Source organism: Mesorhizobium sp. M0001 (genome assembly GCF_040324255.1).
GTDB lineage: Bacteria > Pseudomonadota > Alphaproteobacteria > Rhizobiales > Rhizobiaceae > Mesorhizobium.
Map to the genome: position 1 here is coordinate 158892 of NZ_JAMYVS010000008.1, position 22613 is coordinate 181504.

The following is a 22613-nucleotide window of genomic DNA, read 5'->3' on the forward strand; positions in this document are numbered from 1 at the left end:
GATTTGATGGCTGCACTGGGCGCAGTCACGGAGCTCTGGCGTTACCCTGCAAGTTCGCTTGCCGGCGAACGCCAGGACGCCATTTCGGTCGGCCTTGAAACCATCGACGGCGACCGGCTGTTCGGCCTTGTCGATGTCTCGGACAATGAGATCGCGCGGCCCGACCGCGACGCCAAGTGGCACAAGGTGCCGCGCATCCGCACCCGGCTGAGCAAGGACCGCAAGCTGGAGATCGCCGTTCCCGACGGCGACTGGCTGGTAGCGCCGGGCGCTGAATGCGACAGCGCCGTCTCGACCTATCTCGGCTTCGCCGCCTCGATCCGGCCGTTCAGCCAGGACAACGCTCCCGGCTACACCGGCCCGCTGACCGCGGCGCGCTACCGCAAAGCGCCGATCCATCTCTTGACCACCGCATCGCTGGCCCGGCTCAAGGCGCTGCACCCCGAAGGCATTCCCGATCCGCGCCGCTTCCGCCCCACCATCGTCGTCGACATGGCGGCGGTCGAAGGCTCGTTTCCCGAGACCGAATGGATTGGCCGCAAGCTTGCCATCGGCGACCTGCTGGTGACCGTCTCGGAGCCGTGCCGCCGCTGCGGCTTCACCATCATCAGCCAGGACGGCTTCGACCACGATCCCGGCATCCTGCGCAATCTGGTCCGCCACAACGCCCATAATCTCGGCGTCTATTGCACTGTGGACAGGCCTGCCCGTGTCGAGATCGGCGCGCCGATGCGGTTCGTGTAGGCCTCTACCGCGAGGCAGCGAATCGCAGACCTTGGAAAGCGTGGGGTTCGGCCCCGAATTCTATCTCTACCGATACAGATCCGCCCGTGTCGGCGGCAGCCCGCTCGGCCCGCGTGCGCGTTTGGTGACGACGGTCTGAAAAATCTGCGCCGAGGCGCGCTCGAAGGTGATCGAGCAGCCGGTGAGATAAAGCAGCCACAGCCGTGCCTTGGCCTCGCCGACTTCGGCGACCGCCTCGTCGAAGCGAGCCTGTAGCCGCTCGGCCCACAGCCGGCAGGTGCGCGCATAGTGCTCGCGCAGATTCTCGACGTCGTAGACCAGGAAGCCATGCGCCTCCAGATTGCCCAGCGTCATGCCGATCGTGTCGAGTTCGCCGCCTGGGAAAATGTATTTGAGCAGCGCCTTGAACTCCGGCCCCTTGCGCAAGGTTTTCTTCAAGTCGCCCTTGCTGCGCCTGGTGATGGCGTGGTGCAGATAGATGCCGCCGGGCTTCAGCAAGCGATGGATGGTCTTGAAATAGGTGGCGTGGTTGGCGAGGCCGAGATGCTCGAACATGCCGATCGACGATATCTTGTCGAAGGAGCCTTTGAGCTCCGTATAGGATTTGATTTCGATGGTGATGCGGTCCTGCAGCCCTTCGGCGCGGATGCGCTCGCGGGCGAGATCGGTCTGCGCCTGCGACAGCGACACGCCATGGCCGACGACGCCGTAATTTTTGGCCGCATGGATCAGCATGGCACCCCAGCCGCAGCCGATGTCCAGCAGCTTTTCGCCCGGCTTCAGCCTGAGCTTGCGGCAGATATGGTCGAGCTTGTCGGCCTGCGCCTGGTCGATGCCATCGGCGAAATCCTTAAAGTAGCCGCAGCTGTAGACCATGCGCTCGTCGAGGAAGAGCCGGTAAAAGGCATTCGAAATGTCGTAGTGATGCTGGATCGCCTCCTGGCTCGACCCGCTGACATAGGGGTTGCGACCCGACAGATCGGTGCGTGCACTCATCTGCTTGCGTGACAGGAGCACCGCCGGCAGGTCGCGCAGGATCGCCAGCTTCGGCAGCGACTTGAGCTTGGTCCTGAGCTTGCCTTGCGACGGCAGTGCGTAGAAATCGAAAATCGTCCCGTCTTCGATGTCTATCGTCTTGGAGATCCACATCTCGATCAGCGTCGACAACGATGGCCGCTTCACCACCTGCCAGACGATGTCCTGGTCGTTGATGGTGAGCACGGGCCCGATGGCGGGACCGATCCGCTCGCCGGTCCACAGCTTAACCGCAAAACCCGGCTTCAGCGTTTCGATCACCGTTCGCACGATGCGCGCGGCCTTCTCGGCTGCCTCCATGGCCATCCTCCCGAGTCCTGACAATCCACCTTGCATGGATTTTGCCCGCCCTCGCGGCTCTTCGCAACCCGGCGCAAAAGGCGGCTCGCCAGCTATTTCAAATCGGCATCTTGTTTTTTGCTGCAACGCACCCCATCATCTGTACGTGTTCAACAAATCGAAAGGAGGTGATCCGATGTCGAGTGATTTCGTTTTCCAGAACGTGGCCTCAGCGGATTGCACTTTCGGGAAGCAGTCTTCCCGTTAAGGCGCGATAAGCGCGGCGGGTGACCTCGGTCGCCGCCATTGGCCGCGCCACGGACGGAAACACGGAAGGCCGCCGGCTTCGTCAAGAAGCGGCGGCCTTTTCCATTTCCGGATTGTGTGTCGAAGCGGATCAGAATCCGGTCACGCCAGCATCCGCGCGCTGACCGTCTTGTCGACGCCGTGATAGGGCGGATTGAACAGCTTGCCCTCCTGCTCGTAGGTCCAGACCTTGAACAGCGAGAGTTGGTGTGGGCCGAAGCTGTGCAGCAGCGGCACATCCGTGGCATCACGACCGCGCGCGATGACGACGCGGCCTATCCTCGGACGATTATGACGGGGGTCGAACGTGTACCATTTGCCGTCGAGGAACACTTCCATCCAGGCCGAAAAGTCCATCGGCGCCGGGTCGGCCGGTACGCCGATGTCGCCGAGATAACCGTTCACATAGCGGGCCGGGATGTTCATGCAGCGGCAGAGCGTGATCGCCAGATGGGCGAAGTCGCGGCATACACCAACCTGCTCCTCATGCGCTTGGGCTGCGGTGCGCGTCGACCGCGCATAGCCATAGCCGAAGGACAGCCGGTTGTGGACATAGTCGACGATCGCCTGCACCCGCGCCCAGCCGGAGGGAACATGGCCGAAAAGCTGCCAGGCCAGACTGCTCAGATGATCGGTCTCGCAATAGCGGCTGCCGAGGAGGTAGCCGAGCACATCGTCCGGCAGTTCCGCCACCGGCACTTCCCTGGCCAGCGTGTTGACCGCGTCAGGCTCCCCGCCGTCCTCGACGGCTGCGTCATAGAGAATGCGGAAACTGCCGGCGGGTACGGTGAAGCGGCGGCAGGTATTGCCGAACAGATCGTGATAGACCTTGCTCGGCACTGAAGGCGACGTCAGCACGCGCGTCTGCCGTTTGATGTCGGCCTGACGATCCCTGTGGATATCAAGCAGCGAGATGACCGGCGTGGCGCCGACGCATTCAATGGCGATTTCGTAGCCGAGCCGGATCAGCACAATGATTGCCCCTTCGATCCCGTGGAAAACAGTATGCTCAAAACGCCAGAGGCGGGACCATGGTTCCCTGGAACTATCGAAAAGGCTCTCGCGCGGCTTCCCAGGCAGGCGTGGCGACGTTACGGTCGCACGACATGTTTCGACCCTCCCGAAACGATCCCTAACCCCGTGGAAAATCTGATGTTTGCAGGCAGAAAATTCGCCGCGTTCCTGTTCGATATGGATGGCACGGTGCTCAATTCGATCGCCTCGGCCGAGCGCGTCTGGGCGGCGTGGGCGCTTAAGCACGGTCTCGACGTCGAAGCCTTCCTGCCGACGATCCATGGCGTGCGGGCGGTCGAGACCATCACCAGGCTGGCGCTTCCCGGCGTCGACCCTGTTCATGAGGCGTTTGTGCTGTTGCAGGCCGAGTCGGACGATGTCGAAGGCGTGCTGCCGATCGCCGGCGCGGTGCCGTTCCTCAACGCTTTGCCGCCAGAGCGCTGGGCGATCGTCACCTCGGCGCCGCGCCCGTTGGCGCTGCTGCGCATGCGGGCCGCCGGCATCCCGGTTCCCGCCTTGGTGGTCGCGGCCGAGGATGTGTCGCACGGCAAGCCGGCGCCCGACTGTTTCCTGCTGGCGGCAAAACGGCTCGGCGTCGATATCGGCGACTGTCTGGTCTTCGAGGACGCACCGGCCGGTATCGCGGCGGCGGAAGCAGCGGGCGCGTCGGTGATGGTGATCAGCGCCACTCACCAGCATCCAATGACGACTCAGCACAACTCGATTGGCGGCTACGAAACCGTCTCCATCGCCATCGATGACAGCGGCTGGATGACGCTGGGGGCACAGCGCAGCGCGGCCTGAGGACTGGAGGACTGGAGGACTGCTATGCGCCTTTTTCTTCAACTCTTCAGTTCACCAGTTCCCCAGTTCTTCCGTTCCTGAACCCCTAAAAATCGCTAGCCAGTCCCTTCACTTCCCAGTCGCCGTAGCGGCCGGGTTCCTTGCCGCCGCGGCCGCCGATTTCCTTCGGCAGCGCAGCTTCCTTCTGGCGATACGCTTCACGGCGCGCCTCGGCTTCAGCCAGCGCTCGGCTGGCCGCCGGCGTCAGGTCCTTCTCCCGGTCGGCATCGGCTTTGCTGGGTTGGTCGGTCATGCGATAGTCCGGGCGGATTGAAACGAAGGGCGGCGTTTCCCATCATATAGCCATGAGTTCACCCCGATCGACCTTTTTTTGCCACGGCCGCACAGGGAGCAGATGATGAGCACGCTACGCACCACCATGCTTCTGGCCGCGATGACGGTGCTGTTCATGGGCGTCGGCTTTCTGATCGGCGGCACCGGCGGCATGATGATCGCCTTCCTGGTCGCCGCGGGCACCAATCTGTTCAGCTACTGGAATGCCGACAAGATGGTGCTGTCGATGAACCGCGCCGTCGAGGTCAACGCGAAGAACGCGCCCGAATTCCACGCCATCGTCGAGGCGTTGGCCAAGCAGGCCGGCCTGCCGATGCCCAAGACCTATCTGATCGACAATCCGCAGCCGAACGCCTTCGCCACCGGCCGCAATCCCGAGAACGCCGCGGTCGCGGCCTCGACCGGGCTGCTGGAGCGCCTGTCGCATGAGGAGGTGGCGGCAGTCATGGCGCATGAGCTGGCCCACATCCAGCATCGAGACACGCTGACCATGACCATTGTCGCGACACTCGCCGGCGCCATCTCGATGCTCGGCAATTTCGCCTTCTTCTTCGGCGGCAGCCGCGACAACAACAACCCGTTCGGCTTTGTCGGCGTGCTGGTGGCGATGCTGGTCGCGCCCTTCGCCGCCATGATCGTGCAGATGGCGGTCAGCCGCACCCGCGAATACGAAGCCGACCGGCGCGGCGCCGAAATCGTTGGAAATCCGCTTTGGCTGGCATCAGCGCTTGACAAGATCGCCCGCGGCGCCGAACGCATCCGCAACCAGGATGCCGAACGCAATCCCGCGACCGCGCATCTCTTCATCATCAATCCCCTTCACGGCGAGCGAATGGACAGCCTGTTTTCGACCCACCCGAACACCGACAACCGCATCGCCGCGCTGCAGGCGATGGCGCGCGACATGGCAGGCCGCCAGCCGGCGCCGCGCCAGGCGCCGACGCCAGAGCAAACAGAAGAATTCCCGGCCGATGTCGAGCAAGGCCCGTGGGGCAAGGCAGCACAACCCACGCCGCCGACCAAACCGGCCAAGCCGAAAGCCAATCCGTGGGGCCGCAACCCGACCGGACCCAAAGGTCCGTGGTCGTGAGCGGCGCCAGACCCCGGCCCGCACATTCAGGCGTTCGCGAAAACAGCTCGGACGAATTCGTCGCCGGCCTCGCCGCGCGCAAGGCAGCGGCGCGGCTCCTGGCCGCCGTTATCGACGCCAAAACGCCGCTCGACGGGCTGACGGACCACGAGAACGGCCATCCGCAATACAAGGTGCTCGACCTGCGCGACCGCGGCCTGGTGCGCGCCATACTGGTGACCGCGCTGCGCTACCGCATGACCATTGCCGGGCTCCTCGCCCGCCGCCTTGAAAAGCCGCTGCCGCCCAACGCCACAGCTTTGTCGCACATCCTGCATGTTGCGGCGGCGCAGATCCTGTTCCTCGACATCCCCGACAGCGCCGCCGTCGATTTGGCTGTGACCCACGCCAAGTCGGACCCACGCACGCAGCGCTTTTCCGGCCTCGTTAATGGCGTGCTGCGCACTTTGGTGCGCGCCAAGGAGACCGAACTGCCGGCAGCTCTTGCCGCCACCGACGAGGCGCCAAAATGGTTCTCCGACCGGCTGAAGGCCGCCTATGGCGCCGAGATGACCAGACAGATCCTGGCGGCGCATCGCGTTGAGGCGCCGGTCGATTTCACGGTCAAGGCCGATCCCGAATTGTGGGCCGAAAAGTTCGGCGGCATCGTGCTGCCGACCGGCACGGTGCGAGTGGAAAAGCTCAGCGCCTCCGTCACCGAACTGCCGGGCTTCAGCGAAGGCGCATGGTGGGTCCAGGACGCCGCCGCCAGTTTTCCGGCGCGGCTGTTCGGCGATGTCAAAGGATTACGCGTCGCCGACCTCTGCGCCGCCCCCGGCGGCAAGACCGCTCAGCTTATCCTTGCCGGCGCCAAAGTCACCGCCGTGGACACCTCGAAGAACCGGCTGGCGCGGCTGACGCAGAACCTCGAACGGCTTGGGCTGTCCGCCGAGATCGTGCAGGCCGATCTGCTGAAATACCAGCCGGCGGAGCTTTTCGACGCCGTCCTGCTCGACGCGCCCTGCTCTTCCACCGGCACGGTTCGGCGCCACCCGGACGTGCCATGGACCAAGACGGTAGCCGACGTCGAAAAGCTAGCCGATCTGCAAGCAAAGCTGCTCGCCCGCGCCGTCACTTTGGTCAATCCGGGCGGCCGGATTGTTTTTTCCAACTGTTCGCTGGACCCGATCGAAGGCGAGGATCTGTATCGCGCCTTTCTGGCCGGCAACAAGACCGTCGCCGACGATCCGCTGCAGCCCGGCGAAATCGCTGGCATCGACGCCTTCCTGACCCCGCAAGGCACGCTGCGTACCACACCCGCCGATCTTGACCTTGGTTCGCCAGGGGTTTCCGGCCTGGACGGCTTCTTCGCCGCCCGCATGCGACGTCTGGCCTGACTCCGACGCGACGACATGCCTAAAGCATGTCGTTCAGACTCCAGTGCTTCCCCCACCTTGCATCGATCTCATCATCGACATTCTGGTAGCGGATATCGGTGGAGAGCCGGATACGCCCCTCCGCGCTCTGGTTGGTCGTCGAGGCGTGGATCATATAGGGCGAGTGGAGGACGACATCGCCGGCCTCGAAATCCGCGATCAGCCAGCGTGTATCGAACCGCTCCGCCATGTCGGGCAGGTCCTTCGACACCCAGCCGCCCTCGCTCATGTTCCTGTTGTAGGCGCTGATGCGCTCCTGCGGGCTCAGCCCGGCATTTTCCCTGGCGAACCGGGCCTCCATGTCGAGGCCGATGGCGTGCGATCCCTCGAGATAGACCAGGCCGCCCATGTCGACGGGAACGTCGCCGATCGGGATCCAGGCAGTGACGATGCGGCTGGTGCCGCCGCGCAGATAAACGAGGTCGTAATGCGCCGGCGTCGCCACGGTGGTGCCCGGTTGGTGAAACGCATGATCTTGCGCTTGTGCAAATAGGACAGCCCGCCGACGAACGCATCCATTAGCCGGGCCATCAGGGGCTGTGCGCAGAACCCTTCATAGGCGGTGGAGCGAACCAGCGCCATCAACCGGCGATCGGCGAGCTGACGGTCGAACGTGCCGGCGGCCGCCGCCAGGCCAAGCGCGGGATCGGACCCGGGCTGCAGCAAGCCGGTGTCGGCCAGATACGAAAACACCCAGCCGCGAAAATCGATGACGTCGCGGCGCGGCAGCATACTTTTCAGCCAGACATAGCCTTGCTCGGCAAGGAGGCCGCGAATGGCATCGATGCCGACCCCGGCGTCGGTTGGCACGAGATGACCCAACCGGTTCGGCGCCATCGATAATGTCTTGCCGTTGGCGTTCAGATCGATTGACGCAACAGGAATCCGTCGTTGCGTGCCACCTGTTGAGCTTGACATTGCAGCCACCTGCGATTTTCCATCCTTAGCTGGAAATGCCATACTGTTCGCACGCTCGCCCATGGACGGAACGAAGCCATGGACTTTTCGCTCATGAACGATCACCCTTACGCGCTCTACAGATCCGCACCGGCCGCGGCCGGCGGCCTGTCGGTTACAGGGATTGGTCGGCATCGCGTCACGCAGGCGATCCAAGCGCGCAAATTGCCGGAATTCGCCGTGGTGCTGATTGAGGATGGTCAAGGCTGGCTTGAAACCAGGACAGCCGGCATGCAGACGATCCGAGCGCCGGCCCTGTTCTGGCTGCTTCCCGGGAGGATGCATTCCTACGGGCCGGATGCATCGGGATGGCTCGAACGCTGGGCGCTCTTCGACGGCGCCTTGATACGCGATTTCACCCGGCTGCGGCTGATCGCCGAGGACGCCCCTGTCGTCCCCTTGCGCGACCTCGGCAAAATGCAGCGGCTGTTCGACAGGCTGCATGGTGAGCTGTCGCTCGATACGATGCTGAGCCAGGCAGAAGCCGCCGCCACGATGCATCGCATCGTCGTGCGTGCTGCCCGCCAGGCAATGGATTGGAACAACCGTCAACGAAATCCCGGCTTCCAGCATGCCGACATGCAGCCCATCATCGACGAATTGCGCCGCTGCGCGTGCGACCCGGTCGATCTCGATGCCTTCGCCGCAAAATTCTCGATGTCGCCGGCAACCTTGCGGCGCAGATTTGCGCGGGCAGCCGGCATGTCGCCCAAGGCCTTCCAACTGCGCACGAGGCTCGACCGCGCCAAACAGATGCTGGCCGCCTCCGATTCGCCCATCGAGTCCATTGCGGCCGCCGTCGGCATCCACGACGCCTTCTATTTCTCCCGTCTGTTTCGCGACCGGGAAAACTGTTCGCCCAGCGAATTTCGGTCTCGCCACAACCGCAAGTGAGTGCCGGATTGCCGGGCTTAAACCCGCGAAGCGCTTGACTTTTTTCGGGGCGGGTCGGTGGCCGGCAGCGTGAGGCGCTTCACGTCGGCGGAATTCGACTTCGCACAAGTTCTTGAATCATATAAGCTTGTGCTGGGGTACCGGAACATGATGCCGAAAAGTGTGACGCGGTTTTCGGGCGACAGCATGCTCTATCTCCAGGCGACGAGGAGGGTTTTGGCACTGGCTGCCGGCAGCACGACACGTCTGTGGACGCTTGTCGCTAAGGAGTTTTGGCGCAAGACGCGCCGGCGCCTTCGCGCAGGGCCAGTCTATCGCTGGCGCTATTCCGGGCGCACGCCCGAACGCGTCCTGATTGCACCGCCCGACCTCAGGCTCGCCGATCCGCAGATCGCGCTCGAGATTTATTATGGCCGCTATCCGCTGTCGGGACATCTGGTCGAGACCGGCGGCAAATCGCCATTCCAGATCGATGTCGCCAATCGCGGCTGGGTGAAGACGCTGCACGGCTTTCGCTGGCTGCGCCATATGCGCGCCGCCGGCACCGAGCTGGCCGCCGCCAATGCACGCGCGCTTGTCTCCGACTGGATCGCCATGCATGGCAACCAGATTTCCGGCATAGCCTGGGAGCCCGGCACCACCGCCAAGCGAGTCATTGCCTGGTTGCAACACTCCTCGGTTGTCCTACAAGGGGCCGAATTTCCGTTCTATCGCGCCTTCCTGAAATCGCTCGCCGTGCAGATCCGCTATCTCCGCTCGATGGCGCGCGAGATGCCGGACGGCAAGGACAGGCTGCGCGCTCGTATCGCGCTTGCCTTCGCCGCGCTGTCGCTGCCGGCGCCGGCCTCGGCACTGCGCGGCGCCACCCGCAACCTGGCGGAAGAACTCGACCGCCAGATCCTTCCCGATGGCGGCCATATTTCGCGCAACCCGATGGCGGTGCTCGAATTGCTCGCCGATCTCCTGCCGCTGCGTCAAACCTATGCCAATCAGGCCGAAACGCCACCGGCAGCCCTGATGGGCGCCATCGACCGCATGCTGCCGGCGCTCCGTTTCTTCCGCCATCAGGATGGCAGCCTGGCCCGCTTCAACGGCATGGGCGCGACCATCCACGACCGCATTGCCACCATCTTGCGCCACGACGACACCGCCGGCGCGCCGCTGCTGCACGCGCCGCATTCCGGCTATGAGCGGCTGTGTATGGGCGGCGTTACGGTGATTGCCGATACCGGCCCGTCGCCGGCCGTCGATGTGTCCAACGCCGCGCATGCCGGGTGCCTGGCCTTCGAACTCTCGTCCGGTCGCCAGCATTATATCGTCAATGCCGGCATCGACACCTATGGCGCTGCCGAGTTCCGGCCGCTGGCCCGTGCCACCGCGGCGCATTCGACCGCCACCATCAACGACACCTCGTCGGCGCGGTTTTCCCATTCGCTGCGCGTCAACGACCTGCTCGGCTCACCCTTGCTCGGCGGCCCGCAGCATGTGCCTTGCAAGCGCATCGACCAGAAGGGCACGCAAGGCTTCATCGCCCGCCATGACGGCTATATGCAGCGCTTTGGCTTCCTGCATGAGCGCGAGCTGAAACTGTCGAGCGAGGGCAATGTGCTCGCCGGCAGGGATCGCTTCCTCCGCCCGGGCGGTGCGGCGATCCGCAACAATGGCCGCGACTTCGTCGTGGTGCGCTTCCACATCCACCCTGATATCAACCTTTTGCAGGACGAGCATGACCGCCTGGTGCTGACCGCCGACCAGGCCGACACCTGGGTGTTCACCTGCACCGAAGTGGTGCCGGAGGTCGAGGAATCGATCTATTTCGCCGGCCTTGGCGGCCCGCGCCGCAGCCGCCAGATCGTGCTCGCCTTCAAGGCCTCGGAGATCGCCGAGGTGCATTGGCAGCTGACACGCACCGGCATCGCCGGCTATCCCGAGAACAGCTGAGCGTCGTTGCCGGGGCTTGATCGAGCTTCCGGCTTGATTTCCTGACCTCATGTGCTACGGCCCGGCAACGCTCTCCAATCAGCCCTGAAAGGCCGCCAGCCCATGGCCGTCGCCGCTAAGAACATTCCGGCACCCGACCTCGTTCCGGTCCGCCGCGCCCTGCTTTCCGTCTTCGACAAGACCGGCCTGACCGACTTCGCCAAAGGGCTGGTCGCGGCCGGCGTCGAGCTGGTCTCGACCGGAGGTACGGCAAAGGCGATCGCCGAGGCGGGGCTGGCGGTGCGTGACGTCTCGGAACTGACAGGCTTTCCCGAGATCATGGACGGCCGCGTCAAGACGCTGCACCCGTCGGTGCATGGCGCGCTGCTCGGCGTGCGCGACGATCCCGAACACGCCAAGGCGATGCACGATCACGGCATCGAGCCGATCGATCTGCTCGTCTCCAATCTCTACCCGTTCGAGGAGGTCCGCCGCTCCGGCGCCGACTATGCCGCTGTTATCGAGAACATCGACATTGGCGGCCCGGCGATGATCCGCGCCTCGGCCAAGAACCATGCCTATGTCGCCATCGTCACCGATCCCGGCGATTATGCCTCGGTGCTGAACGCGCTGGAGATGAACATCGGCTCGCTGTCGCTGGATTTCCGCCAGAAGCTGGCGGCCAAGGCCTTTGCCCGCACCGCCAGCTACGACGCGGCGATCTCCGGCTGGTTCGCAGAAACGCTGGAGATCGAGCATCCGACCTGGCGTGCTTTCGGCGGCCGGCTGGAGAGCGTCATGCGCTATGGCGAGAACCCGCATCAGAGCGCCGGCTTCTATGTCAATGGCGACAAGCGGCCGGGGGTCGCCACGGCTCGCCAGTTGCAGGGCAAGCAGCTGTCCTACAACAACATCAACGACACCGATGCCGCCTTCGAGCTGGTCGGCGAGTTCGACCCCAACCGCTGCGCCGCCGTTGCCATCATCAAGCACGCCAACCCGTGCGGCGTCGCCGAAGACGCTTCGCTGGCTGCTGCCTATGCGAGAGCGCTGGCCTGCGACCCGGTTTCGGCCTTTGGCGGTATCGTCGCCATGAACCGCATCCTCGATGCGGAAGCGGCGCAGGAGATCGTAAAAACCTTCACCGAGGTGATCATCGCGCCGAACGCGTCGGAGGACGCTGTCCGCATCATCGCCGCCAAAAAGAATTTGCGCCTGCTGGTCACCGGCGGTCTCCCCGATCCGCACGCCGGCGGCATCACTGTGAAATCCGTCGCCGGCGGCATGCTCGTCCAGGGCCGCGACAACGCGGTGGTCGACGATCTCGAACTGAAGGTGGTGACCAGGCGCGCACCGACGGCGGCCGAGATGGCCGACCTCAAATTCGCTTTCCGCATCGCCAAGCACGTCAAGTCGAACGCCATCGTTTACGCAAAGGACGGCGCCACGGTTGGCATCGGCGCCGGCCAGATGAGCCGCGTCGATTCCTCGCGCATCGCCGCCCGCAAGGCCCTCGACGCCGCCGAGGCGGCGGGCTTGGCCGAGCCGCTGACGCAAGGCTCGGTGGTCGCCTCCGACGCGTTCTTCCCTTTCGCCGACGGGCTTATATCCGCGATCGAAGCCGGCGCCACGGCGGTGATCCAGCCCGGCGGCTCGATGCGCGACGACGACGTTATCGCCGCTGCCGACGCGCATGGCATCGCCATGGTGTTTACCGGCGTGAGGCATTTCAGGCATTGAGCGCCTCTGCCTTTTCCCACAAGGGGAGAAGGAAAAGTGCGGCGCTATTCCACCGGCTGATCCGCCGGGTACGGCGTCTTGATTAATATCGCTATGCCGACGCCGAGAAACAGTACGATTGTCGCCATGCCGAGCCGATCGGAGCCGCTGACCAAGCCAACTGTTGCCACCATGAACGGCGCCAGAAAACTGGTCGCCCGTCCGGCCAGCGCATAGATGCCGAAATAGCGGCCGGACTCGGCTGCGGTGACGCTGCGCGCCATGTAGGAACGCGACGAGGCTTGCACCGGTCCGAAGGCAACCCCGATCAGCAAACCATAGAGAATGTAAGCCTTTTCCGCCGCCGTGCCGAACAGACCGCCTGAGTCGTCGGTGGGAAGCTGCACAACGCCGAGCAGCGTGAAACCCGGCCCGGTCGAGACGATGCCGATCGTGGCGATGCTGAGCAGTACAAGCGAGATCATCACAATGACCTTCGAGCCGAGCCGGGTATCCAGAAAAGCCGCGCCCCAGCAGCCAAATATGGCGACGACATTGAGGATGATCCCGAACATCCCGACCTCTGTGATCGACCAGCCGAACATCTTGGCGGCGAAGGCCGCGCCCAGCGCCAGAAGCGCATTGACGCCGTCCTGGTAGATCATGCGGGCGATCAGAAAGCGGAAGATGCCTTTGCGCTGGCGCACTTCAGTCAGCGTCGACTTCAGCTCCGACAGGCCTTCCCGTACCGCCGGCCCTATCGGAATGCCTTTGATGGCATCCGGCGTGAAGAAGAACATCGGCAGGATGAACAGGAAATACCAGCCGGCCGAGAGCGGCCCGGTGGCCCGCGCGTCCTCGCCGAGTTTCGGGTCGAGCCCGAAGAGCGGGTCGAGACCGAGAATCGTCTTGCCGGTCTCCGGCGTGCCCGCCATCACCGCAACGACGAAGATCAGCGCGATCATTCCGCCGAGGTAGCCAAGCCCCCAGGCGATGTTGGAAATCCTTCCGATCTCGCTCTTCGGCACCAGGCGCGGCATCATCGAATCGTTGAAAACGGTCGAGAATTCGGCGGCCACCGAAGCCAGCGAGAACAAGGCCACGATCAGAAAAAGGTTTGATCCGGGTGCCGCGAACCAAAGCAGACAGAGACTGGCGATCTTGATCGCGGCGAAGAACGCGATCCAGGGCTTGCGCGGGCCGGTCTGGTCGGCAATCGAGCCAAGGATCGGCGACAAAACAGCGATGACCAACCCGGCGGCAGCAATGCCATAGCCCCATACAGCCAAGCCCGTATCTGGATCGCTCGCCATACGCGAGACGAAATAAGGGCCGAAGATGAAAGTGGTGACGACGGTGAAGAACGGCTGCGCCGCCCAGTCGAAGAACATCCACCCCCAGATGCCACGCCCGGATGCCCGCTGCGCTGTTTCTACTGCCGCCATGATGATTCCCCCGGCACCGCCCGTGTCGGGCGCCATGTCTGCATGTTTCGAATGCTCATGCAAACCGCGAAAGATTCGCGCTGCCCCTCACCTGGATGTCGCCGCTGTCTACCTGCATAGAGACGCGAAGAAAGGCGCCGCGCCCCTACCTCCCCCTTGTGGGGAGGTCGGACCGAAGGTCCGGGTGGGGGTCGGTGCCGCGGGCCCCCCCCCCCCCCCCCGCGCCCCCCCCCCCCCCCGTGGGGGGGGCGGGCGCCCCTAGGGGCGGGGGGGGGGCCGGTGCCGCACCCCCACCCCGCTGCTTCGCAGCGACCCTCCCCACAAGGGGGAGGGTAAAGTCCCGAGCCTCACATCCCCGTCAGATCGCTCATCAGCCCCGAAGCCACCGACAGCCTGGACACGGTGATATCCCCGCCTTCGGTCAGCGCCTGCAGCCGCTCGCGGATGCGCGCCACGCGCTCGCCGCCGGCTTCCAGCCAGGCCGCCACAGGATCCGCCGTCCCGGCATGACCGGCGAGAGCCGCCACCGCAATGCCGCGCCGCGCCGCGCCGATCGTGTCGGTGGCGCGCGACAGCGCCAGCTGGTCGTAATAGTCCGACGGCGTGATTGAACGCGCCGCCTCTTCGACGCGCGGAATGCGGAAGGCATCGCTGACGGCGAAGAACACCTTGGCCGAGGCGACGACGTCGGCATTGGCCGTGCGCGCCGTCAGTGCGATGTCGGGGATCAGTCCCGCCACATCGGCCATTGCCAACTGCCCGGCGAGCTTTTCCGGGGCGCCGGCCTTGAACAGGCCATACCGCCTCTCCTCGACCCGCTCGCGCGAGAAGGCCGGCAGCAGCGAGAGCAGCTTCGGCTCCAGCGCCATGCGCGCCTCTTGCAGTTCGGCAATGCGCTGGCCGAGCGCTGCGGTGCCGGCATCGTTCTTCAGATACCAGCCGCTGGTCACGAAGATAAGCCGGCTGACGGACTGGTAGAGATCGAGCTGCGCCTGGCCGTCGATGTGGCTGTCCAGCGCATCGATCTCCCGATAGAGCGCCGGCAGGGCGAAGCCGTCGCGCACCACGGCGAAGGTGCGCACCACGTCGGCCGCGCTGCGCCCCGTGGCTTCCTGCAGCCGGTTGACGAATGACGGTCCGCCGCGATTGACGAGATCGTTGGCGACGACGCGGGCGATGATTTCGCGGCGCAGCCGGTGGCCATGGATCTCGGCCGCGTATTTCTTCGCCATCCGATCGGGGAAATAGCCCATCAGGTCGCGGTCGAAATGCGCGTCGTCCGGCACGTCGCTGGCGACGATGTCGGAAAACAGCACGATCTTGGCATAGGCGAGCAGCACGCCAAGCTCCGCCCGGGTCAGCGGCTCGCCACGCGCCTCGCGCTCGGCAAGGGCGGCCGGCGACGGCAGCGTCTCGACAGCGCGGTCGAGCAGGCCCCGAGCCTCCAGCGCCGCCATGAACCGGCTCTGGTGCGCGATGTCGGCAAGGCCGCGCTTGCGGGCGATGGAGAGCGCCAGCGTCTGTTCGTAATTGTTGGACAGCACGAGGCCGGCGACCTCGTCGGTCATCTCGGCCAGCAGCTTGTTGCGCGCCGGCCGGGTCAGCGACCCCTTGCGCATGGCGGACGCCAGCGCGATCTTGATGTTGACCTCGACGTCGGAGCAGTTGACGCCGCCCGAATTGTCGATGGCGTCGGAGTTGCAGCGGCCGCCATTCATGCCGAATTCGATGCGGGCGCGCTGCGTGACGCCGAGATTGGCGCCCTCGCCGATCACTTTGGCCCGGACATCGAGCGCGGTGATGCGGATGGCGTCATTGGCGCGGTCGCCGACTTCGGCATTGGTTTCGCCCGAGGCCCGTAAATACGTGCCGATGCCGCCGAACCACAACAGATCGACATTCGCCTTGAGGATGGCGGTCATGATCTCGGCCGGTGTCGCCGTGGTCTTGGCGAGACCAATCGCCGCGGCCGCTGCCGCAGGCAGCGTGATCGACTTCTGGCTGCGCGAGACGATGACGCCGCCTTCCGACAGCTTGGTCTTGTCATAGTCCTGCCAGGACGAACGCGGCAGCGCGAACATGCGCTCGCGCTCCGCCATCGACGCCACTCTGTCTGGATCGGGATCGATGAAGATGTCGCGATGGTCGAAGGCGGCGATCAGCCTGGTCTGCGGCGACAAGAGCATGCCGTTGCCGAACACGTCTCCCGACATGTCGCCGACGCCGACGACGGTGAAGGGGGTGGTCTGGATGTCGCGGTTGATCTCGCGGAAATGCCGCTTGACCGCTTCCCAGGCGCCTTTGGCGGTGATGCCCATCTTCTTGTGGTCGTAACCGGCCGAGCCGCCGCTGGCGAAGGCATCGTCGAGCCAGAAACCGTGTTTCTCCGAAATGGCATTGGCGGTGTCGGAGAAGGTTGCCGTGCCCTTGTCGGCGGCGACGACGAAATAGGGGTCGTCAGGATCGCGCCTGACGACACCGGCTGGGGGTATGACGCCATCGAGGCCGATATTGTCGGTGATCGACAGCAGGCTGGAAACGAAATTCTTGTAGGCCGAGGTGCCGGCCTCGAAGATGGCGTCGCGGCCGGCGCTCATCGGCAGCTTCTTCGGATAGAAGCCGCCCTTGGCGCCGACCGGCACGATGACGGCGTTCTTGACCTGCTGCGCCTTGACCAGGCCGAGCACCTCGGTGCGGTAATCCTGGGCGCGGTCCGACCAGCGCAGGCCGCCGCGCGCAACCGGGCCGAAGCGCAGATGCACGCCTTCGACCTCGGAACCGTAGACGAAGATCTCGCGCCACGGCCGCGGCGCCGGCAATCCTTCGACCGCTTGCGAGTCCAGCTTGATCGCCAGTGACTGGCCCCGCGCCTTCGTTCCCGCAACGAAATGATTGGTGCGCAACGAGGCTTCGATCAGGTTGAGATAGCGGCGGATGATGGTGTCGTCATCAATGTTGGGGACTTCCTCCAGCGCGTCCTTGATCTTGGCCTTGAGGTGCTTGGCGGCGACGACGCCTTCCGTCTCGGCGGTCGGGCCGAGACGAGCGACGAACAGTGCATGCAGGCCGCGCGCAATGTCGGGATAGCGGTTGAGCGCGGCCGCGATGAAATCCTGGCTCTGCGGGATACCGGCTTGCTGCAGGTAGCGGCCATAGGCGCGCAGAATGCTGACTTCGCCCGACCACAGGCCGGCGGTCTGGGCAAGCCCGTTATAGCTGTCATTGTCGATGTCGCCGCGCCAGACCGACAGGAACGCGTCCTCGAACAGCGCGCCGCCATCGCTGAGGTCGATCGGCTTGCCGTAGCTGTTCTCCAGCTCCATGTCGTGGACGAAGACGGTGTCGCCGCCGTCCTCGCCAACCTCGAAGGTGCGCTCGCTGATGACGCGGAAGCCGATGTTTTCCAGCACCGGCACGCGACGCGACAGCGCTACCGGGCTGCCGTGGTGGTAGATCTTCAGCGCTGCCTGATGGGGTTTCTGTTCGGCATGGCGGTAATAGTCGATGGCGATCGGGTTGGCGGTGCTGATGCCGGCGATGCGCCCCGCATCCTTCAGCGCGATGGCCGCGCTGAAGGAATCGCGATAGCTCTCAGGCAGACGCGCGGCGATCGCCTTCAGCGATGGATCGCCGCCGACGGCTTCCGCGGCTTCGGCCAGCGCGTCGTCCCAGGTTCGCACGATATCGCGGATCGCCGCTTCGATCGCCGCCTGCTCGACCTTCGGCGTCTTGCCGCCCGAGCGGCCGATGATGAAATGCACACGCGCCAGCCCGCCCTCCGGAAACGCCGGATAATAAGCCGACAAACGGCCCTCGAAGACGGTCTTGAGATAGGCGCCGATCTTCTCGCGCACAACGCTGTCATAGCGGTCGCGCGGCACGAAGACGAGGATCGAGACGAAGCGGTCGAACTGGTCGGCGCGCACCAGCGCCCGCACCCGCGGCCGCTCGACCAGGCCGAGAATGGCCGCGGCGTGCTTCTTCAGGATCGGCACCGGCACCTGGAACAGTTCGTCGCGCGGATAGCTCTCCAGAACGTTGATCAGTGCCTTGCCGGAATGGTCGTGCCGGTCGAAGCCGGACTTGGCGATGATGGTCTCGGCCTTTGACCTCAGATACGGGATTTTCATCACCGAGCGCGTGTAGGCAGTCGAGGTGAACAGGCCGACCATGCGCAACTCGCCGGCAAGCGTGCCCTTGGCGGTGTAGGTTTTGACGCCGATATAATCGAGATAAATGCGGCGGTGCACCAGCGACTTGGCGTTGGCCTTGGTGACGATCAGCGGCTCCGGCCCATGCAGGAAGGCGCGGATTTCGGGCGTCGTCGTCACCGCCTCGGTGCCGCGCCGGAGCACCAGCACATCCGGGTCGGCGAGGATGCCGAGACCGGGTTTGTCGGCGCGCTCCAGATTGCCGCTCTCCGCGCCGCCGGAATATTTGAACTCGCGCATGCCAAGGAAAGTGAAATTGTCGTCGCGCAGCCATTCAAGGAAGGCGATGGCCTCGGCAACGCTCTTCTTGTCGAGCGGCACGGCGGAATAGCGGAATTCGGAAATCGCCTGGTCGAGACGGGCGAGCATCGGCTTCCAGTCGCTGACGGCGGCGCGCACCTGGTTGAGCATCTTGCGCAGGCGGTCGGCCAGCGCGTCGGCCTGCTCCGCCGTCAGGCGCGGAATATGGACATGGACGACGCTCAGGCGGTCGTGATTGCCATCGTCCTTGAGGGCGCTGCCGTCGCCGAGGATCTCGTCGACGCCGGCCTTGCCGTGACGCACGACGATGACCGGATGGGTGACCAAAGTCGGTTCGCCGGCAGTTTCTGTGATCTCGCCGAGGATCGAATCGAACAGGAACGGCATGTTGTCGTTGACGACGGTGATGATCGTCATCGGGCGGCCCTCGCGGGAGACGCCCGACCCGGCATCGACGGCGACGACACTTTGGCCCTTCTTGTGGGCGGCGACCGCACGTCCTGCCAGGTCGGCGGCGCGCTCCAGGTCGGCGGCGTCATAGGCGGCAATGTCTTCGGCCGGCGCGCGGGCCAGCAGATAGTCGGCGAGCCTGGCCGGCTTCCCGTCGGGTTTCACCCCGGCAGTGGCTGTTTTCTTCGGCTTAGCTGCGGATTTCACGCTCGCCATGTTGTCCTCCCGTCACATGCTTTTACGACTATGGTAGCAGATGACCGCTGTTTGGCGACAAAGGTTTGACGGCTCGATAAGAATTACAGGAATTCGACGGTCAGGCGGCGGTGAACCAGGAGGGAGACCCATGTCCGGCAAAATCAGCGCACTTGACCTCGGTATCGCGGAACTGAGCGAGGCGACAAAAGCCTATTTCGCCAAATGCGAGGAAAAGCTCGGCCTGGTTCCCAACGTGCTTCTTGCCTATGCCTTCGACGAGAAGAAGCTGCGCGCCTTCACCGACACATACAATGATCTGATGCTGGGTGAATCCGGCCTGTCGAAGCTGGAACGGGAGATGATCGCGGTCGTCGTCTCATCGATCAACCATTGCTATTATTGCCTGACGGCGCATGGCGCGGCGGTGCGCCAGCTCTCCGGCGACCCGTCCTTCGGCGAGATGATGGTGATGAATTTCCGCGCCGCCGATCTTTCACCGAAGCAGACGGCGATGCTCGAATTCGCCGTCAAGCTGACGGAAGAGCCGGCAAAGATCGTCGAGGCGGACAGGGCAGCACTGCGCAACGCCGGCTTCACCAACCGCGACATCTGGGACATCGCCTCGACCGCCGCCTTCTTCAACATGTCGAACCGCGTGGCGGCGGCCATCGACATGCGGCCGAACGACGAATACCACGCCATGGCGAGGTGAAAGTTTCCTTCTCCTCGCAGGAGAGGTCAACGCGCCGCGATGGCCCCGGCAGCGCCGGCCATCGTCGTGGCGCTGATGCGGTTGGCGATCTTCATGGCGCGCTTGCTCTTCAGCAGTTTGCGCGCCTGTGAGGCCGCGACGACCCAGGCGAGATCGATGGCGATCAGAACCACCGCCATCGTCGCCGTCAGTTCGACCCAGCCGATGACACTCACCGAAGCGAGGTCGATGATCGTCGGCAGCAGCGCCAGATAGAACATCATGATCTTGGGATTGCCGAGCGTCACCGCCATGCCGGCAAAGAACAGTTTTGCCGGCGAATCCTCGCGCGGCATCTCGCCTTCTTTTGCGTCGACAGGTGCGGTCCACATCTTGAAGGCGAGGTAGGCGAGGTAAGCGACGCCGATCCATTTCACGACGACGAAGGCGAAATGGAAGGTCTGCGCCACGACCGCCAGCCCGAACACCGCCAGCGACAGCCAGATGGCCTCGCCGATCCACATGGCGAGCAGGAACGGAAACACGTCACGAAAGCCCTTCGAGATGACGCGGGCAACCAGTGCGGCGATCGATGGGCCGGGCGAGCCGGCGGCAACGAAGAGAGCGGCGGCGAAGATCAGCAGCGAGGTGAGGTGCATGGCGGAGCCTTCGTTGGATGGCAAATGATATCCGGTCGGCGTCAATTTGGCACCCCTCTGCCTGATGGGCCAACGAACGCGACACATTTCGGAGATCGGACTTGCCCGTGCCAGCGGTTTGAGAAAGGATCGCGGCCGTGAAATCAATCGTCATCCACGCCGCAAAAGACCTGCGTATCGAAGAGACCGATTCGGGCGCGCCTGGCGCCGGACAGGTCGAAATATCGGTCGAGGCCGGCGGCATCTGCGGCTCGGACCTGCACTACTACAACCATGGCGGCTTCGGCGTGGTGCGCCTGCGCGAGCCGATGATCCTCGGACATGAGGTCGCCGGCACGGTGAAGGCGCTTGGCGCCGGCGTCTCCAGCCTCGTGGTCGGCGACCGCGTCGCGATTTCGCCCAGCCGGCCCTGCAATGCGTGCCGCTACTGCCTGCAGGGCGTGCAGAACCAATGCCTCGACATGCGATTCTACGGCAGCGCCATGCCGATGCCGCACATACAGGGGGCCTTCCGCCAGCGCCTCGTCGCCGAGGCTTGGCAGTGCCACAAGATCGCCGATTATGTCTCCATCAACGAAGCCGCCTTTGCCGAGCCGTTCGCGGTAACGCTGCATGCCGTCAACCGCGCCGGCTCGCTGCTCGGCAAGCGGGTCTTGGTCACCGGCTGCGGGCCGATCGGTGCGCTCAGCATCCTTGCCGCACGTGTCCACGGCGCGCGTGAGATCGTCGTCACCGATGTCATGGACGCGGTTCTGGCCAAGGCCAACGAGATCGGCGCCGACCGCACCATCAATGTCGCCACAGATGCCGACAAGCTCGCTGGCTACAATGTCGAGAAGGGCAGTTTCGACGTCATGTTCGAATGCTCCGGCAATGAGCGCGCGGTGCGAGCCGGGCTCGATGTGCTGAAGCCGCGCGGGGTGCTCGTGCAGCTCGGCCTAGGCGGCGACATGTCGCTGCCTCAGAATCTCATCGTCGCCAAGGAGATCGAAATGCGCGGCTCCTTCCGTTTCCACGACGAGTTCGCGCTGGCCGTCGATCTGATCAACAACCGTCGCGTCGACGTTAAGCCGCTGCTGACCGGCATCTATCCGATGGACGAGGCGGTTGCGGCTTTCGAGATCGCCGGCGACCGCAACAAATCGATGAAGGTACAGATCGCCTTCGCCTGAGCAGGGCGAGACACCCTATGAACCTTGCCCGCTCGGCATCTTGCCGCTAGAAGAACCGTCCCGACATTCATTTCGAGCTTCATTTTGCCTCAGTAACCGCCGGTCTCGCCAACTCCCCTGATCACGCTTGGCAGGGCGCCGCATTAAGCGGTGCCTGCTCCATTTCACGTGTTCCTCAGGCGGCGGTTCGAGACCGGTTTGGCACTGCTGAACCGTTGTCTCGCGCGCTTTGCCGCCCGTGACAGCTGATTTCCGACATAGCTAGCTCTCGCCACGCCGTGCCCGCATGGGCATCTCGCCATTGCCGACCTGAAGAACTTCCACACTGGAAGGTCTTCCGGCTTGTCCCAACATCTCGCTATCCACTGGGCAATCACGCCCGAAATCGCGCCTCGACCTCTGATCCACTGCAACCGCTGCGGCGCCGTGAAAGCCTATCGCTGCAGCGACAAATTCCGCGTCAACGCCAATGGCAAGCGAATCGACGTGTGGCTGATCTATCGCTGCATCGACTGCGACAATTCGTGGAATTGCGGCATTTTCGAACGCTGCAACCGCCGCGACATCGAACCCGCGCTGCTGGCAGCGCTCGAAAGCAACGATCCGGCCCTCGCCCGCCGCCATGCCTTCGATGTCGTGGCGTTGCGAAACCGGGTCGGCCGCGTCGAGGAATTTTCGGATGTCGCGGTTCAAAAGCGAAGCCTCGGCGAGAGGGGCGCAACGACGCTTGAAATCAGGCTTGGGCTGGAAATGCCGACATCGCTGCGGCTCGACCGTCTGCTCGCCGGCGAACTCGGCATCTCCCGATCAAGGCTTCAGGCGCTGGAGGAGAAACGATTGCTGGTTGTTGTTCCCGAAGGCGCCAGAGCTTTGCGCAAGCCGGCCCGCGACGGCACGGCGATTCGCATTGACCTGGCCGACGAGCCGGATCGTGAAGCCATCATTTCGGCTGCCGTGGGTGAATGACAAGAGGGGCGAAGCACCGGTGCTTCGCCCCTCTCGAATTTAGACAATCA

At 64.3% G+C, this 22613-nt stretch carries 16 protein-coding genes and 1 pseudogene; 10 read left to right on the forward strand and 7 right to left on the reverse strand.

The genetic code is table 11. The features are described 5' to 3' along the window. The first annotated feature begins 6 nt into the window (after positions 1 to 6). Positions 7 to 744: an MOSC domain-containing protein gene (locus NKK50_RS22210; RefSeq protein ID WP_023818256.1), complete on the forward strand. Its 738-nt coding sequence runs from the start codon at positions 7 to 9 to the stop codon at positions 742 to 744. Between the two features lie 66 nt (positions 745 to 810). Here the strand turns inward: NKK50_RS22210 and NKK50_RS22215 are convergent, their stop codons facing one another. After that, entirely contained in the window at positions 811 to 2079 is a 1269-nt protein-coding gene (locus NKK50_RS22215; protein ID WP_023688864.1) for a class I SAM-dependent methyltransferase, read from the reverse strand. Positions 2080 to 2466: 387 nt separating this feature from the next. Continuing rightward, entirely contained in the window at positions 2467 to 3336 is an 870-nt protein-coding gene (locus NKK50_RS22220) for a transglutaminase-like domain-containing protein (RefSeq protein WP_352543860.1), read from the reverse strand. Positions 3337 to 3516: 180 nt separating this feature from the next. Between NKK50_RS22220 and NKK50_RS22225 the strand changes: the two genes are divergently transcribed. Then, the gene (locus tag NKK50_RS22225) at positions 3517 to 4182 is read left to right on the forward strand and encodes an HAD-IA family hydrolase (protein ID WP_023684076.1); all 666 of its coding nucleotides are present in this window, start codon (positions 3517 to 3519) and stop codon (positions 4180 to 4182) included. An 85-nt stretch (positions 4183 to 4267) separates the two neighbouring features. Here the strand turns inward: NKK50_RS22225 and NKK50_RS22230 are convergent, their stop codons facing one another. After that, positions 4268 to 4474 carry a DUF1674 domain-containing protein gene (locus NKK50_RS22230; RefSeq protein WP_023688862.1) on the reverse strand — a complete coding sequence of 69 codons (207 nt, stop codon included), beginning with the start codon at positions 4472 to 4474 and terminating at the stop codon, positions 4268 to 4270. Positions 4475 to 4579: 105 nt separating this feature from the next. On the opposite strand from NKK50_RS22230, the gene htpX reads away from it, so the two are divergent. Both htpX and NKK50_RS22240 read left to right on the forward strand, forming a co-directional pair. Next, positions 4580 to 5605, forward strand: a complete 1026-nt coding sequence (htpX, locus tag NKK50_RS22235; RefSeq protein WP_352543861.1) for a zinc metalloprotease HtpX — start codon at positions 4580 to 4582, stop codon at positions 5603 to 5605. Continuing rightward, positions 5596 to 6981 (forward strand): RsmB/NOP family class I SAM-dependent RNA methyltransferase, encoded by a 1386-nt coding sequence (locus tag NKK50_RS22240; protein ID WP_502896563.1) that lies wholly within the window; start codon positions 5596 to 5598, stop codon positions 6979 to 6981. The genes htpX and NKK50_RS22240 overlap by 10 nt, the downstream gene beginning before the upstream one ends. Before the next feature lie 19 nt (positions 6982 to 7000). Here the strand turns inward: NKK50_RS22240 and NKK50_RS22245 are convergent. Next, a pseudogene (locus NKK50_RS22245) lies at positions 7001 to 7938 on the reverse strand (phytanoyl-CoA dioxygenase family protein). Between the two features lie 78 nt (positions 7939 to 8016). Here NKK50_RS22245 and NKK50_RS22250 point away from each other — a divergent pair. From NKK50_RS22250 to purH, 3 genes are all read left to right on the forward strand, one after another. Next, positions 8017 to 8871 carry a helix-turn-helix transcriptional regulator gene (locus NKK50_RS22250; protein WP_373432832.1) on the forward strand — a complete coding sequence of 285 codons (855 nt, stop codon included), beginning with the start codon at positions 8017 to 8019 and terminating at the stop codon, positions 8869 to 8871. A gap of 216 nt (positions 8872 to 9087) precedes the next feature. Continuing rightward, the gene (locus NKK50_RS22255; RefSeq protein ID WP_023732954.1) at positions 9088 to 10812 is read left to right on the forward strand and encodes a heparinase II/III family protein; all 1725 of its coding nucleotides are present in this window, start codon (positions 9088 to 9090) and stop codon (positions 10810 to 10812) included. 102 nt (positions 10813 to 10914) lie between these two features. After that, positions 10915 to 12531 carry a bifunctional phosphoribosylaminoimidazolecarboxamide formyltransferase/IMP cyclohydrolase gene (purH, locus tag NKK50_RS22260; RefSeq protein ID WP_352543863.1) on the forward strand — a complete coding sequence of 539 codons (1617 nt, stop codon included), beginning with the start codon at positions 10915 to 10917 and terminating at the stop codon, positions 12529 to 12531. A gap of 44 nt (positions 12532 to 12575) precedes the next feature. Here purH and NKK50_RS22265 read toward each other — a convergent pair whose 3' ends face one another. Both NKK50_RS22265 and NKK50_RS22270 read right to left on the reverse strand, forming a co-directional pair. After that, positions 12576 to 13955: an MFS transporter gene (locus NKK50_RS22265; RefSeq protein ID WP_352543864.1), complete on the reverse strand. Its 1380-nt coding sequence runs from the start codon at positions 13953 to 13955 to the stop codon at positions 12576 to 12578. Positions 13956 to 14302: 347 nt separating this feature from the next. Beyond that, positions 14303 to 19093: an NAD-glutamate dehydrogenase gene (locus NKK50_RS22270; protein WP_352499950.1), complete on the reverse strand. Its 4791-nt coding sequence runs from the start codon at positions 19091 to 19093 to the stop codon at positions 14303 to 14305. A gap of 130 nt (positions 19094 to 19223) precedes the next feature. On the opposite strand from NKK50_RS22270, the gene NKK50_RS22275 reads away from it, so the two are divergent. Then, positions 19224 to 19787, forward strand: a complete 564-nt coding sequence (locus NKK50_RS22275) for a peroxidase-related enzyme (protein ID WP_023688854.1) — start codon at positions 19224 to 19226, stop codon at positions 19785 to 19787. A 26-nt stretch (positions 19788 to 19813) separates the two neighbouring features. Here NKK50_RS22275 and NKK50_RS22280 read toward each other — a convergent pair whose 3' ends face one another. Continuing rightward, complete coding sequence (locus tag NKK50_RS22280; protein WP_023688853.1) at positions 19814 to 20425, reverse strand: LysE family translocator; 612 nt, start codon at positions 20423 to 20425, stop codon at positions 19814 to 19816. A 137-nt stretch (positions 20426 to 20562) separates the two neighbouring features. Between NKK50_RS22280 and NKK50_RS22285 the strand changes: the two genes are divergently transcribed. Further along, entirely contained in the window at positions 20563 to 21597 is a 1035-nt protein-coding gene (locus NKK50_RS22285) for an L-idonate 5-dehydrogenase (RefSeq protein WP_023830137.1), read from the forward strand. Between the two features lie 342 nt (positions 21598 to 21939). Further along, complete coding sequence (locus NKK50_RS22290) at positions 21940 to 22563, forward strand: DUF1062 domain-containing protein (protein ID WP_352499952.1); 624 nt, start codon at positions 21940 to 21942, stop codon at positions 22561 to 22563. Positions 22564 to 22613: the final 50 nt, after the last annotated feature.